This is a genomic window from Telluria sp. ZT3P25, from assembly GCF_059685895.1.
This window is the reverse complement of record NZ_JCASIJ010000001.1, coordinates 2,020,076-2,041,587: the sequence shown is the minus strand read 5'-3', so window position 1 is coordinate 2,041,587 and position 21,512 is coordinate 2,020,076. Positions and strand designations below refer to the sequence as shown.

General features: G+C 65.8%; 13 protein-coding genes. 8 read left to right on the top strand and 5 right to left on the bottom strand.

The annotated features are described in order from the left end of the window. The first annotated feature begins 56 nt into the window (after positions 1-56). The 3 genes from AC56LY_RS09160 (at position 57) to AC56LY_RS09150 (ending at position 6,004) form a co-directional block, all read left to right on the top strand. Positions 57-1,631 (top strand): methyl-accepting chemotaxis protein, encoded by a 1,575-nt coding sequence (locus AC56LY_RS09160; protein ID WP_499578526.1) that lies wholly within the window; start codon positions 57-59, stop codon positions 1,629-1,631. A 359-nt stretch (positions 1,632-1,990) separates the two neighbouring features. Then, complete coding sequence (garD, locus tag AC56LY_RS09155) at positions 1,991-3,532, top strand: galactarate dehydratase (RefSeq protein ID WP_499578524.1); 1,542 nt, start codon at positions 1,991-1,993, stop codon at positions 3,530-3,532. 3 nt (positions 3,533-3,535) lie between these two features. After that, positions 3,536-6,004, top strand: a complete 2,469-nt coding sequence (locus tag AC56LY_RS09150) for an alpha/beta fold hydrolase (RefSeq protein WP_499578522.1) — start codon at positions 3,536-3,538, stop codon at positions 6,002-6,004. Positions 6,005-6,391: 387 nt separating this feature from the next. On the opposite strand, the gene AC56LY_RS09145 is transcribed toward AC56LY_RS09150, so the two are convergent. From AC56LY_RS09145 to AC56LY_RS09125, 5 genes are all read right to left on the bottom strand, one after another. Continuing rightward, positions 6,392-7,450, bottom strand: coding sequence for a hypothetical protein (locus AC56LY_RS09145; protein ID WP_499578520.1), 1,059 nt, complete (start codon positions 7,448-7,450; stop codon positions 6,392-6,394). A gap of 343 nt (positions 7,451-7,793) precedes the next feature. Continuing rightward, complete coding sequence (locus AC56LY_RS09140; RefSeq protein ID WP_499578518.1) at positions 7,794-10,604, bottom strand: TonB-dependent receptor plug domain-containing protein; 2,811 nt, start codon at positions 10,602-10,604, stop codon at positions 7,794-7,796. A gap of 306 nt (positions 10,605-10,910) precedes the next feature. Further along, positions 10,911-11,609: a FadR/GntR family transcriptional regulator gene (locus tag AC56LY_RS09135; RefSeq protein ID WP_183552730.1), complete on the bottom strand. Its 699-nt coding sequence runs from the start codon at positions 11,607-11,609 to the stop codon at positions 10,911-10,913. A gap of 113 nt (positions 11,610-11,722) precedes the next feature. After that, positions 11,723-14,875: a pectinesterase family protein gene (locus AC56LY_RS09130; protein WP_499578516.1), complete on the bottom strand. Its 3,153-nt coding sequence runs from the start codon at positions 14,873-14,875 to the stop codon at positions 11,723-11,725. Next, positions 14,872-15,615, bottom strand: a complete 744-nt coding sequence (locus tag AC56LY_RS09125) for a rhamnogalacturonan acetylesterase (RefSeq protein WP_499578515.1) — start codon at positions 15,613-15,615, stop codon at positions 14,872-14,874. Before AC56LY_RS09125 ends, AC56LY_RS09130 begins: the two co-directional genes overlap by 4 nt. Positions 15,616-15,779: 164 nt before the next feature. Here AC56LY_RS09125 and AC56LY_RS09120 point away from each other — a divergent pair, with 164 nt between their 5' ends. The 5 genes from AC56LY_RS09120 (at position 15,780) to AC56LY_RS09100 (ending at position 21,477) form a co-directional block, all read left to right on the top strand. Further along, positions 15,780-16,508: a FadR/GntR family transcriptional regulator gene (locus AC56LY_RS09120; RefSeq protein WP_499578513.1), complete on the top strand. Its 729-nt coding sequence runs from the start codon at positions 15,780-15,782 to the stop codon at positions 16,506-16,508. 107 nt (positions 16,509-16,615) lie between these two features. Further along, complete coding sequence (kdgD, locus tag AC56LY_RS09115) at positions 16,616-17,527, top strand: 5-dehydro-4-deoxyglucarate dehydratase (RefSeq protein ID WP_499578511.1); 912 nt, start codon at positions 16,616-16,618, stop codon at positions 17,525-17,527. Positions 17,528-17,529: 2 nt separating this feature from the next. Continuing rightward, positions 17,530-19,116, top strand: coding sequence for an aldehyde dehydrogenase (NADP(+)) (locus AC56LY_RS09110; RefSeq protein WP_499578509.1), 1,587 nt, complete (start codon positions 17,530-17,532; stop codon positions 19,114-19,116). A gap of 72 nt (positions 19,117-19,188) precedes the next feature. After that, complete coding sequence (locus tag AC56LY_RS09105) at positions 19,189-20,577, top strand: MFS transporter (RefSeq protein ID WP_499578507.1); 1,389 nt, start codon at positions 19,189-19,191, stop codon at positions 20,575-20,577. Positions 20,578-20,580: 3 nt separating this feature from the next. Beyond that, positions 20,581-21,477 (top strand): SMP-30/gluconolactonase/LRE family protein, encoded by an 897-nt coding sequence (locus AC56LY_RS09100; protein ID WP_499578506.1) that lies wholly within the window; start codon positions 20,581-20,583, stop codon positions 21,475-21,477. Positions 21,478-21,512: the final 35 nt, after the last annotated feature.

Sequence of the window (21,512 nt, the reverse complement as noted above, 5' to 3'; positions counted from 1 at the left end):
CATTTATCGGTACCCCGCCGCGCGTGCGGCGGGTTTTGACTTCAGGAGCAGGCAGCATGAGTATCAAACGCAGGATCTGGGCACTGCCGATCATCTCGGCCATCATTTTTACCCTCGGAGTTGCCGTCAGTGCCGGCATCGCCAACAAAGCACTCACGTCGATCCACACGACTGAAAGCGTGGACTACCCGGCGCTCGACATCAGCAAGGAACTGGCGGGCGACATCGAGTCGGTCACCAATGGCTTGCGCGACGCCGTCAGCGAAGGCGACAAGGCGCGCCTGACGCAGGTTGGCGAACAGGCCGACAAAGTACGGGCCAAGCTGGCCAAATTCGGCAAGATCGACGGGATGCAGGCAACCGGCGCCCGGCTGAGCCAGGAATTCGAACAATATTACGACCCGGCCGTCTCTGCGGCCAAGATCATGCTCGAGATCGAGCAGGGCGATCCGCAGGCCGTCGTGACGCGCATGCAGTCGACGCTCGCAACCTTGACCACCGACGTCGCCAAGGTCAATGAACTAGCGCAGCAGCAATTCAAGGCCGGCATCACGCGCAGCGAAACCAGCGTGACGAACGTCGTGACGGTCACCATCGTTACCGGCCTGATCGTGATCGCCGTGCTGATCGCCGTCTCATGGTTCATGGTGCGCACGATCTGGCAGCAACTGGGTGGTGAACCCGAGTATGCGCGCGACATTGCTCGCATGGTCGCCGACGGCAACCTGTCGATGGCAATCCGCATCGAACCGGGCGACAACGGCAGCTTGCTGGCCGCGCTGTCCGACATGCGCGATCGCCTGGCCAATATGGTGGCCGGCATCAAGACCTCGGCCGATACGATCGCGTCGGCCAGTGGGGATATCGCCAGTGGCAATGCCGATCTGGCCAGCCGCACCGAGCTGCAGGCCGGTCGCCTCGAGAACACGACGCGTGCGATGGAAGCCTTGACCGACACCGTGCGTACCAATGCCGCCAACGCCAACCAGGCCAAAGACCTGGTGGTGACGGCCAGCGACATCGCCACGCGCGGTGGCGAAGTGGTGGGCAATGTGGTGTTGACGATGAGCGCCATTAATACGTCGGCCACCAAGATCGTCGAGATCATTTCGGTGATCGATGGCATCGCGTTCCAGACCAATATCCTGGCGCTGAACGCCGCAGTCGAGGCGGCGCGGGCAGGTGAGCAGGGCCGTGGCTTCGCGGTCGTGGCGTCCGAAGTGCGCAACCTGGCGCAGCGCAGCGCCACCGCCGCCAAGGAAATCAAGGAACTGATTGGCGACTCGGTCTCCAAGGTCGACGCCGGGAGCGCGCTGGTCGATCAGGCCGGTAGCACGATGGAGCAGATCGTGGCTGCAGTGCGCCGCGTGCAGACGATCATGGGCGACATCAGCGACGCCGGTCAGCGCCAGAGCGAAGGCATCGTGCAGATCGGTCTGGCGATCAGCGACATGGACCAGATGACGCAGCAAAATTCGGCCCTGGTCGAGGAAGCATCGGCGGCGGCCACCTCGCTGACGGACCAGACCGCGCAATTGTCGGAAGCGTTGGCCGTGTTCAAGCTGGACACGTCGACACCAATGTCGATCAGCGGTGGCCGCCCGGCACCGTTGAAGCTGGCGCATCACTGATGCTGTCGGCGCTGGGGATGCTGCTGCTTGCAGCGTTCCCAGCACCTGATTCCTCGCCGGACGAATGATGTTCCGGCCGTTGTAGCAGACCATACCGCCTTCATTATCCTGCCTGATTCCCGGTTTGCGCAGGCCGCACCCGTCGCTGTCACCCCCACGATTCCCCTGATTGTTCAACTGCTGATCCGATAGCGTGCCGCGTCCACGACGCGGGCACAGCGTTGCGTATTTGTGTCGCTTTGGTCAGGCCATTCTCATTTGGTCCGGCCAAAATAGGGATGTGGACTAGCCGCATTGGAGCGTTTTATGGCATACTAAAAACGATCCTCCCAACTTCAGCCGACAGGCAGACACGACACATGAACCACGACGTTCCGCGCACGATCCGCATGCAGCCAGGCGACAATGTTGCCATCGTCGTTAACGATGGCGGCCTGCCCGCCGGCACCGTGCTGCCCGGCGGGCTGGTGCTGCTCGAAGGCGTTCCCCAGGGCCACAAGGTCGCGTTGAGCGACCTGGCCGACGGCGAACCGGTGATCCGCTATGGCGTGACGATCGGCTATGCGAGCGGTCCGATTGCACGCGGCAGCTGGGTCTCCGAGCGCGTGCTGCGCATGCCGGCGGCGCGCTCGCTCGACGACCTGCCGGTAGGTACCCACGCCGTCGCGGCCGGCCCGCTGCTGGACGGGTACACATTCGAGGGCTACCGCAACAAGGATGGTTCTGTTGGCACGCGCAACCTGCTGGCCATCACCAGCACCGTGCAGTGCGTGTCGGGCGTGATCGAGTACGCCGTGCGGCGCATCCGTGACGAACTGCTGCCGCGCTACCCGAACGTCGAAGACGTGGTCTCGCTCGAGCACGTGTATGGCTGCGGCGTGGCGATCGACGCACCCGGCGCCGACATTCCGATCCGGACCATCCGCAACCTGTCGAAGAATCCGAACTTCGGGGACAACGTGATGGTCGTGAGCCTGGGCTGCGAAAAGCTCCCACCGGCGCGCCTGTTCCCGGCCGGCTCGATCCCGATCGGCAATGGTGCGCCGTCGGTGGTCACGCTGCAGGACCAGCAGCATGTGGGCTTCATGTCGATGATCGACGCGCTGATGGTCACCGCCGAACGGCACTTGCAGGAACTGAACGCACGCCGCCGCGAAACCTGTCCCGCGTCCGACCTGGTGGTGGGCGTGCAGTGCGGCGGCAGCGATGCGTTTTCGGGCGTGACGGCCAATCCGGCCGTGGGATACGCGACCGACCTCCTGGTGCGCGCTGGCGGCACCGTGATGTTTTCCGAAGTGACCGAGGTACGTGACGGCATCGACCAGCTGACCGCGCGCGCCGCGACGCCGGAAGTGGCCGCAGCCATGGTGCGCGAGATGCAGTGGTACGACGATTACCTGGTGCGCGGCAGTGTCGACCGCAGCGCCAACACGACGCCCGGCAACAAGAAGGGTGGACTGTCGAACATCGTTGAAAAGGCGATGGGCTCGATCGTCAAGTCGGGCAGCACGGCCATCACCGGTGTGCTCTCGCCGGGCGACAAGCTGACGCAGAAGGGCCTGATCTATGCAGCGACGCCAGCTAGCGACTTCATCTGCGGCACGCTGCAGATGGCCGCCGGGATGAACGTCCACATTTTCACCACCGGACGCGGCACCCCGTACGGCCTGGCCGCGGTCCCGGTCATCAAGGTTGCCACCCGCACCGAGCTGGCACGCCGCTGGCATGACCTGATGGACCTGGACGCCGGGACGATTGCGAGCGGCGAAGCGAGCATCGAGGACGTCGGCTGGCAACTGTTCCGGCTGATCCTGGATGTGGCGAGCGGCCGCAAGACCTGGGCCGAGCACTGGAAGCTGCATAACTCGCTGGCGCTGTTCAATCCCGCACCTGTGACCTGACCCATGGCCGCGGCTGCAAAGGGTGCAGCGTGCAAACGCATCGTGCTGGCCTGCCTTGCGCTGGGCACGCTCTCGGTCATGGCGCCGGCAGCGGCGCAGGCACGCTACGACGCCGACACCACCTATAAGAAGCTGGTACGCGACTACCCGTTCATCCGGATTGCCAGCGCCGATGCGCCGGCGCCGGTGCAGGTGCGCAAGGACATCGTGTACGCGAAACGGGGCGCACTGACCCTGGCACTGGATCTGTACCTGCCGCCAGCGGGCGACGCTCCGGCGCCGCTGGTGGTGCTGGTGCATGGCGGTGGCTGGGCCAGCGGCGAGCGCTCGAACATGGCGCCGCTGGCAGCGCGCCTGGCTGCGCGCGGTTATGCGGCGGCCACCGTCAGTTACCGCCTGTCGGGCCAGGCGCGCTATCCGGCGGCAATCGATGACGTGAAGGATGCGCTGGACTGGCTGCGCGCGCAGGCACCCGGCCTGGGCCTGGACCCGGCGCGCGTCGCCATCGCGGGCGGGTCGGCCGGCGGGCAGATCGCGGCGCTGGTGGGCATGACCCGGCCCGACGCGGTGCGCGCCGTGGTCAATATCGACGGCCTGTCGGATTTCACGTCCGAACTGGCGCTACGCTTTGAAGACGATCCGGCCAAGCGCCCATCGGCGGCGGGCGCCTGGTTCGGCGGGCGCTATGCCGAGCAGCCGGCACTATGGCGCGACGCGTCGCCGCTGACCCATGCCGGCAAGTACAGTCCGCCGGTGCAATTCATCGTTGGCGCCGCGCCGCGCTTTTCGAGCGGACGCGAAGCGCTGGCGGCTACGTTGGCCAGCCACGGCATCCCGACCGATACCGTGGCGCTGGACGGGGCGCCGCATTCCTTCTGGCTGTTCGACCCCTGGCTGGCGCCAACTGTCGATGCGATGGACCGCTTCCTGGGCAAGACGCTCGGGCCAGTGCCCGCACGCGCGCCGTGGTCGCCGGACCTCGGCAACGGCCGCTATCGCAACCCGATCCTGCACGCCGATTATTCCGACCCCGATGCGATCCGCGTCGGCGAGCGCTACTACATGGTGTCATCGAGCTTTGCCAACGCGCCGGGCCTGCCGCTTCTCGCTTCCAGCGACATGGTGAACTGGGAGCTGGTGGGCCACGTGCTGCCACAACTCACGCCACCGGCCGCATTCGCTGCACCCCAGCCCGGCAAGGGCGTGTGGGCGCCCAGCCTGCGCCATCACGACGGACGCTTCTGGATTTTTTATCCCGACCCGGACCACGGCATTTACGTCACCACGGCAACCGAGTTCGCCGGCCCGTGGAGTGCGCCGCACCTGCTGTTGCCCGGTAAAGGCCTCATCGATCCGGCCCCGCTGTGGGATGACGATGGCCAGGCCTGGCTGATTCATGCATGGGCCAAGAGCCGCGCCGGATTCAACAACATGCTTACCCTGCGCCGCATGGCGCCCGACGGACGCAGTTTGCTGGACGAGGGCCGGGTGATCATCGATGGCAACCGCCTGCCGGGCTACCGGACCCTGGAAGGGCCCAAGCTGTACAAGCGCAATGGCTGGTATTACGTGTTCGCGCCGGCCGGTGGCGTCGAGCATGGCTGGCAATCGGTGTTTCGCTCGCGCCGGATCGAGGGCCCCTACGAAGACCGGATCGTCATGGCGCAGGGCGCGACCGATATCAACGGTCCGCACCAGGGCGCCTGGGTCACGACGCCGCAGGGCGGGGACTGGTTCTTTCATTTCCAGGACCGGCGCGCTTATGGCCGGGTGGTGCATTTGCAGCCGCTGCGCTGGATTGATGACTGGCCGCTGATCGGTGAATCGTCCGCCACGCCGGGCGCGGGCCAGCCGGTCATCGAGCATGCCAAGCCGGTGCCCGGCCGGTTTGCCCGCCGCGAGCCGGCCACGAGCGACGAATTCGACAGCGCTGTGCTCGGGCACCAGTGGCAATGGACGGCCAACCCGCAACCAGGCTGGTATGCGCTCGACGCACGCCCCGGCATGCTGCGCCTGTTCGCGCAGCCGGCGGCGCCGCTGCATACGATGGCGTCAGTGCTGACGCAGAAATTCCCGGCGCCGGCCTTTGGCGTGACGGCCAGTGTCGAACTGCGCGCGGTGCGCGACGGTGACCAGATTGGGTTGGGCGTTCTGGGACTGACCAGCCAGTGGTTCGGGCTGCGCCGCGTCGACGGCAAGCCACGCATGGTGGCAGCGCGCTGCGAGGCGGCGGGCGAGTGTATCGAAACGTCAGGGCCAGCGCTGGCTGGCTACAAGGTACTGCTGCGCGCGCAGGTGACGCATGGCGCGCGCGTGGCGTTCTCGTATAGCCAGGATGGGACTGTGTTCACGCTGCTGGGCGAGCCATTCGATGCGGCGATGGGGCGCTGGGTCGGCGCCCAGGTCGGCCTGTTTGCGACCGGCGCGCCGGGCGCATGGGCTGACGTCGACTACGTGCGCGTTACGCCTTGAGGGGCGGGTAGAGAGCGCTGTGTCGGACTTCCTGTCGTTGATGCGCACGTTGTTCGGGCGCATGTCACGCACTTTGTAGAGACACCACTGCTGAGCCGCTTTGGCTGGTGCCCAAAGCGCAGTTGTCTGGACGAACGATAGCGTTCGCCGCGCGCTATCCTGTGGGCAGGTATGTCACGCGATGCTGTGGTTGCCAATACTGTCGATTACCACGGCGACCCGAAGCAGACTTCCACGCTACACCTATCACCCGAAGCGCCCTTCGATGGCGGGAATGATGGTACCGGGCACGACGTTCTCGTTAGACAGAAACCCGGCCAACGGGGCTGCGTGACTGGGGCTGACGTCGTTGTCTCAACAGCACTTGGACCGTGCTAGCGGCGCTTTTCAAGCTTGTGCCAGTTCGCGCTGCACCCGGTCATGCACAAAACCCAGATGAATGCTTTCGCGCTTTCCGTCTGCAATCCATGCCCAGGGTATCGGCATGATTTTGCGCTCCAACGCCGCGACGAGTGCCCTGGCCTCCTTGCTTGCCCCGCACAGGTAGCACGCTACGGCAAAGTGGTTCAAGCCCACAGCGCGGAACCCGTCGCCAGGCTGATTGAGTTTCTCTTCGAGCGTGGCAGGCGTAGCGTTGAGCCAGGCATATAGCGCGGTACTAACGCGGTCGGCATGCGAGGCGTTGCGCAGTTGCCTGACCGTATTTGCTTCCAACGTCAGAGCATGTTCGCAATATGCCAAGGCCACCAGAAAATGGATCGCACTGCCGCGCTGCGCCCGCTCCGCGCTGTCCTGAGCAAAGCGGAACATTCTCTCGTGGCTGCCGCCCCATTTCTCAGTGGTGACCATGAAATACCGGTAATACGTCGGCCAGTGCATGGGAACGCGTGCGGTGGCCTGGGCAAAGTATTGGTCGATCAGGTCACGATCGCCGCTTCTTCGCACTTCCGCCAGGATCAGCCATGCGAACGGGTCGGCCGTCCCCGCGTCCAGGCTCGCCGCCTTGAGCAGCGACTGAGGGGCGCTGTTGATCAGGTCAAAGAACGGCTCTACGGCCGCTGGGTCGACGTTCTTGCCATAGGCGCTGCCGCGAATCTTCCATGCCTTGCCGATCATGCTGGCGCCCAGCACCGTGTGCGCAATGGACGAGTCGCTGCTGCTACGCACCCATTGCTGCGCCAGGTCGACCGCATCGTCGCGCTGGGAGAATGTGTGGAGCAGGCGCTCGCGCTCCTCGTCGCTCGCGGAGAGCAGCTGCCGTTCGGCTTCCTGGTAGCTACCGGCGATAACATGCTTGAGCAACTGGCTCGCGGATGGCGTCAATACGTCTTCGATGACGGCTGCCTTGGGAGTCAGCCCGAGGATAGAAAGGATGGACATCCGACGATTTTCTCCTGACAAATATTTTACGATCGAAAGCGGCAGGCTGACCTTTTTGAGCTTCATGAACCTTGCAAACCTCAAGCAAGGAGTTGAAAGCCTCATTGGGATCAATATCAAACTCCCGAAAAACGATAGCACTCTATTGTTGAGAAAAAATCCACAGATTGTCACAATGTCAAAATTTGGGGATCTTCCGCATGCTGCCTGGCACAATGGCTGACGGACGCATGCGCTCGCTTTTGGGGCCGGCGAGGGCTAATCTCGGTCAATGAATGCTGGCATCACCCGCAGAGGCCGAAAAAAAGGATGTCGAGTCAATGACTGCTTCTCGCCGATAGCCCCTTCCGGCCAGCGCGCGTGCGCCCGCCGCTCCCGCACAGGCGGAAACAGCGGACGTCACCAACCATCAGAACGTGTAATCAGCCCGCACCGTGAACGCCCGGCCAATCGGCTTGGCGATGTTCTGGGCAAAGACCACACGCGAGGACAGGCGCTGGTTCGACAGCGGTGGATCGGTGTCGAACAGGTTGTTCACGCCGGCGCCGATCTTGAGCTGCTTCGAGACCTTGTACGTCGTCGACAGGTTGTAGACGCGGTACGGCTCGATCACGTTGTAGAACGGCTGACCCGGCTGCTGGGTCGGCAGCGCGTTGGTGTCTTCGTAGCTCGAGCTGTACTGCTGCGTGAGCTGGGCGAAGAACGCCCCGTACTGCCAGTTCACGCGCGCCTGGTGCTTCCACTTGAAGATGTACGTGTTGGCCGAGGTCGAACCGGTCGAGAGCGCACCGATGCGTCCGACGCTGTCGACCCATGGGCTGCCCGCATCGTTCTGGCCTTCGTAGCGGTCGGTGTAGGTGCCGTCCATCGAGAACCCGAAGCGTCCCCAGTGCGCGGTCGGGAGCATGTAGTTCAGGCTCAGGTCGATGCCCTGGGTCTTGAGCCCGCCCATGTTCAGCCGCGTCTTGGTGATGTACTGCAGCGTGCCGTCCGGGTTGCGCACGAACAGGTCCTGATACCGGTCCAGATTATCGAAGATCGAATCCTCGTTGATCTGGGCGATCGTGCGCTTCATGTCGATCTTCCAGAAGTCGATCGTGGCGACGAAGTTCTTGACCGGTTCGATCACGAAGCCGACCGTGTAGGTCTTCGATTTCTCCGGCTCCAGATCGGGGTTGGCGCCGACGAGCGTGGTCAGGCGCGTGTTGCAGACGCGCTCGGCGTCCAGGCCCAGGCCGGCAAAGCGCGGGTCGGTGGTCAGGGTGCCGGAGCCGGCCACGTTCGGGGTCGGGCCAGGGCACAGCAGCGGATCGTCCCAGCTCGACGTCGATGGGGTCAACGTACGCGGTACGCCGTACAGCTCCGGCAGGGTCGGCGCGCGGAAGCCCGTGCTGACCGTGCCGCGCACCATCAGTGCCTTGATCGGCTGGTAGCGGAAGCTGGCCTTCGGGTTGAAGGTCGAGCCGAAGTCGCTGAAGTGGTCGCCACGCACAGCAAAGTTCAGGTTCAGGTCCTTCGTGACTGGGGCGTCGAGCTCGGCGTACAGACCGGCCACGCGGCGCTGGCCGCTCGGGTTGTTGCCGGGAGAGCCGCTAACGCGCCAGACCACCTCGTTGCCGATCATCGGCACGTTTTCGGCATACGTTTCACGGTGCCAGTCGCCGCCGATGGCAATCCCGAGGTCGCCGCCGGGCAGGGCCATCAGCGTGCGGCTCAGGTTGAAGTCGGCGCCGTAGTAGCGCACGTCGGCCTGGCGAAACAGCTGGCCGTCGGCCGAGATGTCCTCGAGGTAGGCGCGGCCCGCTTCATCCTGCGCGCCGAACGGGTTGAGGATGCCGTTGGCCACGCCGGCATATACGGCCGGGGTGCGCACGAAGTTTTCCTTGAAGCCGGAGTCGCGGTGGCTGTAGCCGTACGAGCCGCCGACGCGGTAGTCCCAGCCCTTGAACTCGCCTTCGTCGGCAATCACCAGGCGGTGGTTGGTCTGCACGTCATGCAGCTTGGCCGCGCCCAGTTCATCCAGGCTCCAGGTCAGGGCCAGGTCTTCGCCGTTCAGGCCGGCCACGGCCGGCACGCCGCCGCGACCGCCCGGATAATACGGGCTCGCCCTGGTAATCATCAGGGGCCGGCGCGACGCGGTGAGGCGGTCGTAGTCGGTGTTGTTGCCGAACGGCTGGGGCGGGCTGATCGCGTCGATGTATGAACGCGACAGATTCAGTTCCACGGTCAGCATCTTGCCGTCACCGTGCGCCAGGCTGCCCTTGGTAAACAAGGTCACCTGCTGGTTTTCCGGCAGCAGTTCCGGGTAGATGCCCGGGTCGGTGATGCAGGTCCGGGCGCCGTTGGCAGCGGTGCGGGTGGACGGCACCGTGGTCTGCGCCAGGCCCGGGGCCACGCAACCGGCCGCGAAGTAAGGGTTGCCGGTGATGTTGGCCGGGCGCCCGTTGCGGTAGATGGTGAAGTTGGCAGGCGAAGCCGAGCCGCCCGAGGTGTTGGCCGTGAAGGGCGTGCCGCCCAGCGAGGCGAGCTTGTCGGCGTCCCAGATCTGTGGCCGGTCGCGCTGCAGCAGCGAGCTGCGGCGCTGGGCGCTGAACGCCGTGTAGACGTTCCAGCCGTCGGTGGCGATATCGCCCTTGCCGGCAAGGATCGTCACGCGCTTCTGTTCGCCGCCGCCGGACTGCTGCGGCTGCACCGTGCTGGCGTGGATCGTGACTTCCTGCACCGTGCGCTTGGTGATGAAGTTGACGACGCCCGCGATCGCGTCGGTGCCGTACAGGGCCGAGGCGCCGTCACGCAGGACTTCGACGCGCTCGATGGCGGCCATCGGGATGACATCGACGTTGACCGAGCTCGCGCCCAGCGCTTCGTTGGCCAGGCGGCGGCCGTTGAGCAGCACCAGCGTGCGGTTGGTGTTCAGGCCGCGCATATTGATCATGGTGCCACCGCCACCGCCGCCAACCGGTTCGTTGGTGGCGGCCACGGTCAGGGCCACGGCCACTTCCGACATCGTGGTCAAGCCCTGGTTGACCAGTTCCTCGGCCTTGTAGGTGGTCAGGGGCAGGGCGTTCTCGGTCGCCAGGCGCTTAATGGATGAGCCCGTCACTTCGACGCGCTGCGGCTGCGCTTGCTGCGCTGCTGCGCCGTTGGCGAGGGTCATGGCGGCCAGTGCGACGGCCGAGAGCAGAAAGCCCTGGAATGGGGTTGTACGGTTGATCTTCACTGAGTGTCTCCTGCCTGTCATCGTGAGAGTGCGTCCGGATGTGTCTCGGGATCGCGTGCATGTCGGGCGGTTGGTGATTTCTGTGAATCGTGCGCAACCGGCGACTGGTATGTTCAATTTTACTTTGGTAAGACCACTTAGGCAATCTGGACGTGCCGAAATATGTTCTGGTCTATACAGAAGTTGTCTTATTTATGTCGGATGACGGAGAAGGCGGCAGGGCGCAGGGGCGGGGAAGGGCAGGCGTCGGGCAGCGCTGGCCTGTGAAGCGGGCGCTGGCGCGGCCCGCTGTTGTGATGAGGCTGGTCAGCCGCGCGAGAAAGTGCGCGTGACGCGGTCGAGGTGGGCGCGCATCGCCTGGCGTGCGCCGGCGACATCGTGCGATGCGATGGCGGCGAAGATATTGCGGTGGTCGATCAGGGTTTGCTGGCGCAGTTCTTCGGTCTGGAAGTGCTCCTTGAGCTTGTGCCACAGTGAGCCGCGCTGGCTCCACAGGTATTCAATCACGCCGACCATGGCACTGTTGCCGGTCGCGCGCGCGATGGCCAGGTGAAAATTGCGGTCGGCCATTTCATTGGCGCTGCGGTCTTCATGGTGCTGTTCCATCTCCTCGACCGCGAGCAGGATGGCGTCGATCGCCGAATCATTGGCGTGCTTGGCGGCCAGCGCGGCGACTTCGACTTCGATCATGCGGCGCGCAGCCAGCACTTCGAACGGGCCCGGTCCGGCCGTCGGCACCACTGCCTGTGGCGCTGCCTGTTCGCTGACATACACACCGGAGCCGCCACGCACTTCGACCTTGCCGCCCAGTTCGAGCGCGATCAGGCCTTCGCGCAGCGACGTGCGGCTGACCCCGAGCTTGGCCGCCAGCTCGCGCTCTGCCGGCAAGCGCTCGCCACCGCGGATGTTCTCGGCACGGATCAGTTCTTCGATCCTGGCCGCCACGACGCGGTACAGCCGCGGCTCGGTGGTGCCTGGTTCATTCGGCGCTGGAGTAATCTTCATCGGTCGGTTTGTCCTGGATAATTGGCAGCTCTGCCAAAACTAGCGAATCTTAGTTTGGCCGGCCTGATGTGGCAAGGGCGCGCGGCAAATAGTTATCGTGGCAGCTAACCCGCTCATGGCTGCGGATCCCAGCCGCTCCCGGCAAAGACAGCGGCGCGGGTGCGGTAGCGCGCCGCCTCCGCGGCGTCCAGCACTGTGCCGCCATAGCTGCGCGGCTGGCCGTCCGGCGCGCGGTTGCCGTATTCGCGCCAGCCTCCCTGCAGCGGATTGGGTGCTGGACGGCGCAGCCAGCCGTCGGCCGCGATGTGCGGGCCGATGGTGCACTCGATGAAGGCGACGTGGTCCCAGGTGTTTGCCGTTCCCGGCGAGCGCGCCAGGTAGGCGCTGCCATCCGGGGGCAGGTTGCCCGCCGGTCCGGGGCCGCGGGTCAGGCGCGAGCGCAGGAAGACGAACCCCGTCTCGGTCGGGCCGACAGTGCGCGCCTGGACGATGTAGCCGCCGCTGTCGGGATTCGCACTGTCGCCGACCGTGCGGATTTCGCTGTCTTCGAACAGTGTCGTCCGGTTGTTCCCCCAGACGAAGTCGACATTGCCCTCGACCAGCGATTTGTAGATCCACGCGTAGCCTTTGAGTTGCAGCGTGTCCTGTTCGCTCGAAAAATGCGCATTGCGCACCGCCAGGTGCCCGTCCGGGCTGTTGAAGAACAGCGTCTCAGCCTGCGGCGAATGGCCATCGCTGCGCAGCGTGCTGTTGTGCAGGGCGATGTCGCGTATTTCGAGCAGGTCGCTGTCCTGTGCCAGGAACAGCGCGCGCCCGCCCAGCAGCCCTGGCTCTTGTGGCGCCTGGCCGCTGCCGGAGCCCGGATTGAGGGTGTCGCTGTTGGTGGCGCGGATGATCGTCGCTTCGCGGCTGGCGCCGCGCAGGGTCAGCCGGTCCTTGTCGCGCAGGTACAGCAGTTCGGGATAGACGCCATCGCTCACATTGACCGTCAGCGGCAGGGCGCGCGGCAGCCCCATCGCGTAGTCGAGCGCGCCCTGTACGGTGCGGAAGTGAGCGCGGCCCGTGGCGGCCACCGTCACGCTGTCGCCCACCGGGCGGTGCGGCGTCGTGCGAAACGCCCAGCGCGCGCCGGCGAAGTCCACTCCGCGCACCAGGCGTGCTTCGGCCGCCGCGACATACTCGGTATCGTAGTCGAGACCCTGCGGCAACTGGGCGCGCAACTGGCCGTCGACCAGCCGCAGCCGATGCTCGCGCACCAGGCGCTGGCGCGGCGCCGGCCCGACCCTGCTCACGGTCTCGCCGGGCCGAATCACGCCGACCAGAGCGCCATCGCGCTTGCGCCAGATCCGGATGCTGCCTTCGCCGGTCAGTTGCGCGCCGGGTGCCAGCGCCACGCGGAGCAGCGTGTCCGGCGGTACGCCGCGTGCGCCGCGCGCCGGATCGAGGCCGGCGCCAGCCGGCGCGCCTGTCGGTTCGGCAAAGCGCGGGCCAACGATCACGGCCAGATTCGCCTGCGCCCACGGGTCGCTCGCGCTGGTCAGTGCAACCGTGGTCTGACCGGGCGCCAGCGGCGTGATCCGCAGCGCGCCATCGACCACGGCAGCCGTCGCGATGCGCGCATCGGCCACTACGGCAACCAGGTCGGCCGCGCCGCCGATGCCGACCGTCTCGGCCGGATCGCCAGCCTGCAGCGCGATCCGGTTGTCGGCGACCTGCGGGGTGACGCGCGCCAGCACCGTACCTTCCGGCCCGGTTCGTACGTCGAGCACCGTGTGCGCGCCTGCTTCCCAGTCAAGCGGCAGGGTTGCCGGCAGCGGCGTCTCCAGCGCACTCGTGACGCGCTCCCCATCGATCAGCGCAAACAGGACGCCGCCCTCGTATGTCAGGCCCACGGTCAGCGGCGTGCGGGATGCCACGAAAGCTGGCGCAAGACGGCGCCGCACCTGCTTGAGGCGTTCCACCTTGCCGCTGCGCGACGCCAGCAGTTCGACCTGCAGGGTTTTTCCTTCATCGGCCAGTTGCACGCTCACGCCCTGCCAGTCGCCATTCGCCTGACGCCGCGCGCGCAGCACGAACGGGACACCTGGCGCCAACGACAGGCGCGCTTCGGCGATGCCGTCTGCGCCCTGGACCGGCCGCGGGCCGGCGTTGGTGCGCACGTGCTCGGGCACCAGCTGGGCCGGCAGCGCCGTATGGGTGTAGGGAAGGGGCGACAGCGCAGGACCGCCAAACGGACAGGCGCCGAGCGGCTGGCCATTGAGCAGCGAGCCGCTGTCGGCAAACACACCGTGGCTCGACCCCGGGTCGCGCACCAGGTCCGCGCAGCCCCGGGCCCCGGTCACATCGAAGGCATTGGCGTCCGAGCGCACCAGTGCCTGGTGCCCCACGCCGATGCTGTAGCTGTGACGGTAGACGGCTCGCTTGCGCTCGCCCGCATAATAGTTATTGAAAAGGTGCACCTGGCCGTAGCGTACGCGCGGCGCGCGCTCGGCGACGTGTTCGAACAGATTGCCCTTGAGCGTGATGCGCAGCCGGTCCGTGTCGCCCATGGCGCGGTCGCTGGCGCCGATCAGCATGTTCTTTTCGTGCTCGGCAAAATGGTTGTAGGTGACGCTGACCAGGTCCGCTCCCTGCGAGATATCCAGTGCCCCGTCGTGGCATTGCTTGATCTTGCCATTCTCGACCGGCGCCCGGTCGTCCGTGTCGGGCGCATCGGTGAAGCTGTTATGGTCGATCCAGACGTGCCGCGCGGCCCGCACCGTGATGCCGTCGTAATCCGAATTCCAGTTGCCTTGGGGGCCGTCGTGCGGGTCCCATTCCGGCTGGATGTCGCACGGATTGCGGATCGCCAGGTGACGCACGATCACCTGTTCGACCCCGTCGATCGTCAAGCTGGCGTTGATGAACCCCGCCCCGGACGCCACGCCCAGCAGCGTGGTATTGGAAGGAATGGTCACCGCGCCGCGCCGCGCCTGATCGGCGCTGTCGGTAAACGGCCGGCCTTCGGTCATGTCGATGGTTGCCGCCACCCGCACGATACGCGAAGGCGCAGATGCTGTAAGCGCCGCGACCAGCTCCGCGCGGTTGCGCACCGTGTACACATGGGCAGGCAGCGCCAGTGCGCCGCCGCGCGTGCCGCCTTCTTGCGCGGCCCAGCCGTCGGACGGTGCGTGCTGGCGCTCGGCGCTTGCCGGCGTCACGGTCTGTGCGTGGACGGGTTGCACCGCCGCCAGTGCCAGTACGATCGCCGCCAGCGTGGCGTTCATTGCATACCTCCGGCGCCGTCGGCAGTCATCAGGTCGTCAGCCAGTTGCGGCACCTTGCGCACGATCTCGCGCGCGACGATGTCCGAGAAGCGCCGGGCGCCCAATGGTCCCACGTGCGTGCGGTCGAAGTTCTCGCCGACGCGCGCCAGTTTGTCGGCCTCGTCCGGTCCCATGGCCTGCACGGCCGCCAGCGACAGCGCGTTCAGTTCGATCAGCGGGGTGGCCGTAGCGGCGGCAATGTTGCGCACGGTGGCCGCCCATGGCGCCAGGTCATCCTGCACATAGCCTCCCTTGAAGCTGCGCCGCGTGAGCGGCGTGACCAGCACCGGTATCGCTTTCAATGCGCGCGCCTCAATGACGTAGCGCTGCATATTGGCGGGGAATTCGGTGACGTAGTCGGTCGAGCGGCCCGGTTTGCCCGGCTGGTCGTTGTGGCCGAACTGAATCAGCACGAAGGTGCGCCGGTAGCCGCCGGCGCGCAGCAGGCCGGTTACCTCGTCCCAGCGGCCCTCGGCCCGGAAGCTGCCCGAACTGCGCCCGCCGCGCGCCAGGTTCAGGCAGGCCGTCTCGGGCGTGAATCGTTCGCACAGCGCGTCGCCGTAGCCGGTGGTGCTGGCCATCGTGGAGTCTCCCACCAGGATCACGCGGTCGTGGACGGGTGGCATGGCCGTAGCGGCGCCGCCCATGAACCATAACGGCAGGCATAGCAGGGTCAGGGCAGAAGGGCGGATGTTTGCCACGGTGTCTCCATATTTTTATGATCATCCGATTCTAGGTTGGTCCGACCAATTTTGCAACGTGGCTATACCGCAGATAGCGATGCAACGCCAGGCAGTTATAGGATGTCGTACAACCTGATCGTCGCGTATAATCGAGGCCATCCCATTCATCGCGATTTCCCATCATGACGCTCCCGCAACGCAAGCACCGCAGTCTGTCCCAGGGAATGGTTGAGCAGATCAGCGATACGATCCGGCAGGGCGTGCTCAAGCCGGGCGACAAATTGCCCACGGAGTCGTCGTTGATGGCCCAGCACGGGGTGAGTCGCACCGTGGTGCGTGAAGCGATCACACATCTTCAGGCAGCCGGGCTGGTCCAGACCCGCCACGGCATTGGCACCTTCGTGATCGAACGCGTGCAGGCGGGGCTGGGCCTGGAGTCCGAGAATATCGTGACACTGCGCGATGTGCTGGCCGTGCTGGAGTTGCGCATCGGCGTCGAGACCGAGACCGCAGGCCTGGCGGCCAGCCGTCGCAGCCAGGAGCAGGCCGACGAGCTGGCCGCCGCGCTGCGCGAGATGCAGCAGGCGATGGCCGAGGGCAGGCCGGCGGTCGAGGCGGATAAACGTTTCCACCTGCTGATTGCGCAATCCACCGGCAACCGGTATTTCGTCGACATCCTGACCCGCCTGGGCAATGCCTTCATCCCGCGCGCGCGGCTCAACACGCCCGTGCTCGACGAGGACAAGCCCGCCGGTTTCCTCGAGCGCGTCAGCCGCGAACACGACGATATCTACCGCGCCATCGAACGACGCGATCCGGAAGCCGCGCGCGCGGCGATGCGTACCCATCTGTCCAACAGCCGCGAACGGCTTGTGGAAGCGCAGCGCCGCCTGGAAAGCACGATGAACTGAATTCCCGCATTTTCTGCTTGCGGATGACCGTAGTCAGTTGTACGATGACTTACAACCTGCTCGATGGCAGGTATTTCGTCCAACAACCAGATAGCGGAGACAGCACGATGCAACCAAACGAACTCAAGCAAGTCCTTTCCCACGGCTTGCTGTCGTTCCCGATCACCGATTTCGATGCGCAGGGTGATTTCGATCCGAAAGGCTATGCCGCGCGCCTGGAATGGCTCGCCCCGTTCGGCGCCACCGCGCTGTTTGCCGCCGGCGGCACCGGCGAGTACTTCTCGCTGCACGGCGAAGAATACGGCCAGATCATCAAGACGGCCGTTGACACCTGCGCCGGCGTCGTGCCGATCCTGGCCGGTTGCGGCGGCCCGACCCGCACCGCCATCGCGCATGCCCAGGAAGCCGAACGCCAGGGCGCCAAGGGCCTGCTGCTGCTGCCGCACTACCTGACCGAAGCCAGCCAGGACGGCCTGATCGCCCACGTCGAAGCGGTGTGCCGCTCGGTGCAGATCGGTGTCGTGGTCTACAACCGCGCGAACTGCCGCCTGACCCCGGATTCGCTGGAAAAGCTGGCCGATCGCTGCCCGAACCTGATCGGCTTCAAGGACGGCAACGGCGACATCGAACTGATGGTCTCGATCTGGCGCCGCATGGGCGACCGTTTCAGCTACCTGGGCGGCCTGCCGACCGCCGAAGTCTACGCCGGCGCCTACAAGGCGCTGGGCACCCCGGTGTATTCGTCGGCCGTGTTCAACTTCGTGCCGCAACTGGCGATGGACTTCTATCACGCGACTGTCGCTGACGATTTCGCCACCACCAACCGCCTGATCGACGATTTCTTCCTGCCGTACCTGGAGATCCGCAACCGCAAGGCCGGCTACGCCGTCAGCATCGTCAAGGCCGGCGCACGCCTGGTCGGCCATGGCGCGGGCCCGGTGCGTCCACCGCTGACCGACCTGACGGCTGAAGAAGACGCGATGCTGCTGGCGCTGCTCAAGAAGAACGGGGTGGTCTGATCATGGCGATTCTCGGTGAAATGATCATTGGCGCGCACAGCGTGCGCGGCGCCGGCGCGGAAGTCTTCGGCTTCAACCCGGCCACGCGGGAAGACCTGCAGCCTGGTTTCGGCCAGGCCACGGGTGACGACGTCGAGCGCGCCTGTGAGCTGGCCAGCGAAGCGTTCGACCCGTACCGCGCGCTGCCGCTTGAGCAGCGCGCCGCGTTCCTCGAGATGGTGGCCGAAGAAATTCTGGCGATCGGCCCCGAGCTGATCGAGCGCGCCCAGCTCGAGACCGGCCTGCCGCAGGCGCGCCTGGAAGGTGAGCGCATGCGCACCGTGACCCAGCTGCGCCTGTTTGCCAAGGTCGTACGCGACGGGTACTTCATGGATGCGACCATCGACAGCGCCTTGCCTGAGCGCGCGCCGCCGCGGCCCGATCTGCGTCTGCGCAAGATCGGCCTCGGTCCGGTCGTCGTGTTCGGCGCCAGTAACTTCCCGCTCGCGTTCTCGGTCGCGGGCGGCGACACGGCATCGGCCCTGGCCGCCGGTTGCCCGGTCGTGGTCAAGGCGCACAGCGCCCATCCCGGCACGTCGGAACTGGTCGGACGCGCCGTGCAGCGCGCCGTAAAAGCATGCGGCTTGCCGGAAGGCGTGTTCTCGATGCTGTTCGGGGATGGCCGCACGATCGGCCAGCAACTGGTATCGCATCCGGCGGTCAAGGCCGTGGGCTTCACCGGTTCGCGCCAGGGCGGCCTGGCGCTGCTGCGCACGGCTGCTGCGCGCACTGAACCGATTCCCGTGTACGCCGAAATGAGCAGCGTCAATCCCATGTTCCTGCTGCCAGCGGCAGTGCAGGCCGGTGGCGCGACGCTGGCGCAGGGCTTCGTCGATTCGCTGACGCTGGGCGTCGGTCAGTTCTGCACAAACCCGGGCCTGGTGTTTGCCCTGGCCGGGGCCGAGCTCGACGCCTTCGTCGCCGCGAGCGCGCAGGCACTGGGCGCCAAGGGCGCCGGCACGATGCTCACCGCCGGCATCCACGACGCCTACACGAAAGGCGTGACCGCATTCGACGCTGTCGACGGCCTGCAACTGGTTGCGCAAGGCACGACCGAAGGCAACGGATGCGCTGCGCAGGCTGCGCTGTACGTGTGCGACGCCGCCACCTACATGGGCAACCCGGCACTGGAAGATGAAGTGTTTGGCCCGTGCGCGGTGCTGGTGCGCTTTACCGACGCCGCCCAGCTGTTGCAGGCAGCCGAGCACCTGCACGGTCAACTGACCGTCACGGTCCACGCGCGCGAAGGTGACCTCGACCTGGCCGCCAGGCTGCTGCCGATCGTCGAGCGCAAGGCGGGCCGGGTGCTGTTCAACGGCTTCCCGACCGGCGTCGAAGTGGCGCATGCGATGGTGCACGGCGGCCCGTTCCCGGCCACCAGCGACAGCCGCACGACATCGGTTGGCGCCAGCGCGATCGACCGCTTCCTGCGGCCGGTGTGCTACCAGAACGTGCCGGGCAGCCTGCTGCCGGAGGCGCTGCGTGACGACAATCCACTGGGCCTGGCGCGCCTGCAGGATGGCACGTTGCAAGTGGGCGGGGAGAAGTAACACACGACGCCTGACGCAGTACCAGCCGGAGGAGACGCCGGCTGTCACCCAACTTGAAAAGAACTGATCACCATGAATCAGCAAGTCATCGACGTAAGACCGGCGCAGTCGGTGGTGGGCAGGTATCGCTGGACGATCTGCGCGCTGCTGTTTTTTGCCACCACCATCAATTACCTGGACCGCCAGGTCCTGAGCCTGCTCGCACCAGTGCTCACCGAGCAGTTCAACTGGACCAACACCGATTACGCCAACATCACGGCGACCTTCCAGTTCGTCTACGCGATCTCGATGCTGTTTGCCGGGCGCGTGATCGACCGCATGGGCACCAAGCGCGCCTACGTGCTGGCCATCGTCATCTGGTCGCTGGGCGCGATCGGCCACGCGTACGCGATCGGCATCGGCGAAGCGGTCAACACGGTCTTCACCAGCATCGGCCTGGCCGTCGTGCCGGTATCCGTGGCTGGCTTCATGATCGGCCGTGCGGTACTGGCGGTCGGTGAAGCCGGTAACTTCCCGGCCGCGATCAAGGCGACCGCCGAATACTTCCCGAAACGCGAGCGTTCGTTCGCCACCGGCATCTTCAATTCGGGCGCCAACGTCGGCGCGATCCTGGCGCCACTGACCGTGCCGCTGATCGCTGCGCACTGGGGCTGGCAGTCGGCCTTCATCGTCATCGGCGGCATCGGCTTCTTGTGGATGGGCCTGTGGATCTGGTTGTACGATGCGCCGGAACAGCAACCGCGTTTGAAGGCGGCCGAACTGGCCTACATCAACAGCGACGCCGGTGTCACGGTAGCGCCCACCGGCACGCCAGTCAAAGGCTCGTGGTTCAAGCTGCTGGGCTACCGCCAGACCTGGGCCTTCGCCTTCGGCAAATTCATGACCGACGGCGTCTGGTGGTTTTTCCTGTTCTGGCTCCCCAAATACATGTCGGCCCAATACGGCATGTCGGCCACTGACATGATCATCCCGCTTGCTGTCCTGTACAGCATGACGATGGTGGGCAGTATCGGCGGCGGCTGGCTCCCGACCTGGTTCCTGAACCGGGGCGCCGACATCTATCATGGCCGCATGAAGGCCATGCTCGTCATCGCCCTGTGCCCGCTGGTCGTGCTGCTGGCGCAACCGCTCGGCTACCTGGGCTTCTGGGTCCCGGTGATCCTGATCGGCATCGGCGCCTCTGCGCACCAGGCCTGGTCGGCGAACCTGTTCACCACTGTCTCGGACATGTTCCCGAAACACAGCGTGGGTTCGGTGGTTGGCATCGGCGGCATGGCCGGTGGCCTGGGTGGCGTGCTGCTCACCAAGCTCGGTGGCTGGCTGTTTGACCATTACGGCGCGATGGGCCAGTTGCAGACCGGGTATATGATCATGTTCTCGATCTGCGCCGTGGCTTACCTGGTGGCGTGGACGGTCATGAAAATGCTGGTGCCGCAGCACCGTGAAATCAAGGGGTTGTAACTGATGTTTGCTGACGTTGAACGTATCGCGGGCGTGCATTGCGCCACTGGTGAAAGCCCGCTGTGGCACGCGGGGCAGGCTGCCTGGTACTGGGTCGACATCCCTGCGCGCCGCATCTGGCGCAGGGACCATGCCAGCGGCGCGCTGCTGCACTGGACGGCGCCCGAGATGGTGGCCTGCATTGCGGCGAGCAGCGACGGCAGCCTGATTGCCGGGATGGAGACGGGTGTGTTTCGTCTGGCGCTGGGGGCCGATGGCGCGCTCGACGCCTCCCGGCTGGCCGCGCCGGCGGCGGCCGAACTGGGCGAGGGCATGCGTTTCAACGACGGGCGCTGCGATCGGCAGGGCCGGTTCTGGAGCGGCACCATGTTCATGGATATGGGTGCCGCGCGCGCGGTGGGCGGGCTGTATCGCTACAGCGCTGCTGGGGGGCTGCATGGGCCGGTGGTGCGCAATCTGCTGACGCAGAACGGCCTGGCCTGGTCGCCCGATGGCCGCACGATGTATCTGTCGGATTCGCATCCGCAGCGGCGCCTCGTGTGGGCGTACGATTACGACATCGATGCCGGCCTGCCGCACAACGAACGTGTGTTTCTGGACCTGACAGGGCAACTCGGAAGGCCGGACGGTGCGGCAGTCGACGCCGATGGCTGCTACTGGAGCTGCGCCAACGATGGCGGCGTGGTGCAGCGCTTTACGCCGCAAGGCAGGCTCGATCGGGAAATCGCACTGCCGATGGCCAAGCCATCGATGTGCGCGTTTGGCGGGCCTGATCTTGATCTGCTGCTCGTGACGTCGATCGATCCGGCGGGGGCGGGCAATGCTGGCGGTGACGCGGGGTCAGTCGTCATCCTGCAGCCGGGTGTAAAAGGGATCGCTGAGACGCTATTCGCCATTTGAACGAACACTATAGGGTGGACAGCTGTGCCGTCCAC

Excerpts from the sequence above, each read along its gene's own strand:
- AC56LY_RS09100 (WP_499578506.1), top strand. The coding sequence starts at position 20,581 with ATGTTTGCTGACGTTGAACGTATCGCGGGCGTGCATTGCGCCACTGGT.
- garD (WP_499578524.1), top strand. The coding sequence starts at position 1,991 with ATGAACCACGACGTTCCGCGCACGATCCGCATGCAGCCAGGCGACAAT.
- AC56LY_RS09130 (WP_499578516.1), bottom strand. The coding sequence starts at position 14,875 with ATGAACGCCACGCTGGCGGCGATCGTACTGGCACTGGCGGCGGTGCAA.
- AC56LY_RS09150 (WP_499578522.1), top strand. The coding sequence starts at position 3,536 with ATGGCCGCGGCTGCAAAGGGTGCAGCGTGCAAACGCATCGTGCTGGCC.
- AC56LY_RS09135 (WP_183552730.1), bottom strand. The coding sequence starts at position 11,609 with ATGAAGATTACTCCAGCGCCGAATGAACCAGGCACCACCGAGCCGCGG.
- AC56LY_RS09160 (WP_499578526.1), top strand. The coding sequence starts at position 57 with ATGAGTATCAAACGCAGGATCTGGGCACTGCCGATCATCTCGGCCATC.
- AC56LY_RS09105 (WP_499578507.1), top strand. The coding sequence starts at position 19,189 with ATGAATCAGCAAGTCATCGACGTAAGACCGGCGCAGTCGGTGGTGGGC.
- AC56LY_RS09110 (WP_499578509.1), top strand. The coding sequence starts at position 17,530 with ATGGCGATTCTCGGTGAAATGATCATTGGCGCGCACAGCGTGCGCGGC.
- kdgD (WP_499578511.1), top strand. The coding sequence starts at position 16,616 with ATGCAACCAAACGAACTCAAGCAAGTCCTTTCCCACGGCTTGCTGTCG.
- AC56LY_RS09120 (WP_499578513.1), top strand. The coding sequence starts at position 15,780 with ATGACGCTCCCGCAACGCAAGCACCGCAGTCTGTCCCAGGGAATGGTT.
- AC56LY_RS09145 (WP_499578520.1), bottom strand. The coding sequence starts at position 7,450 with ATGAAGCTCAAAAAGGTCAGCCTGCCGCTTTCGATCGTAAAATATTTG.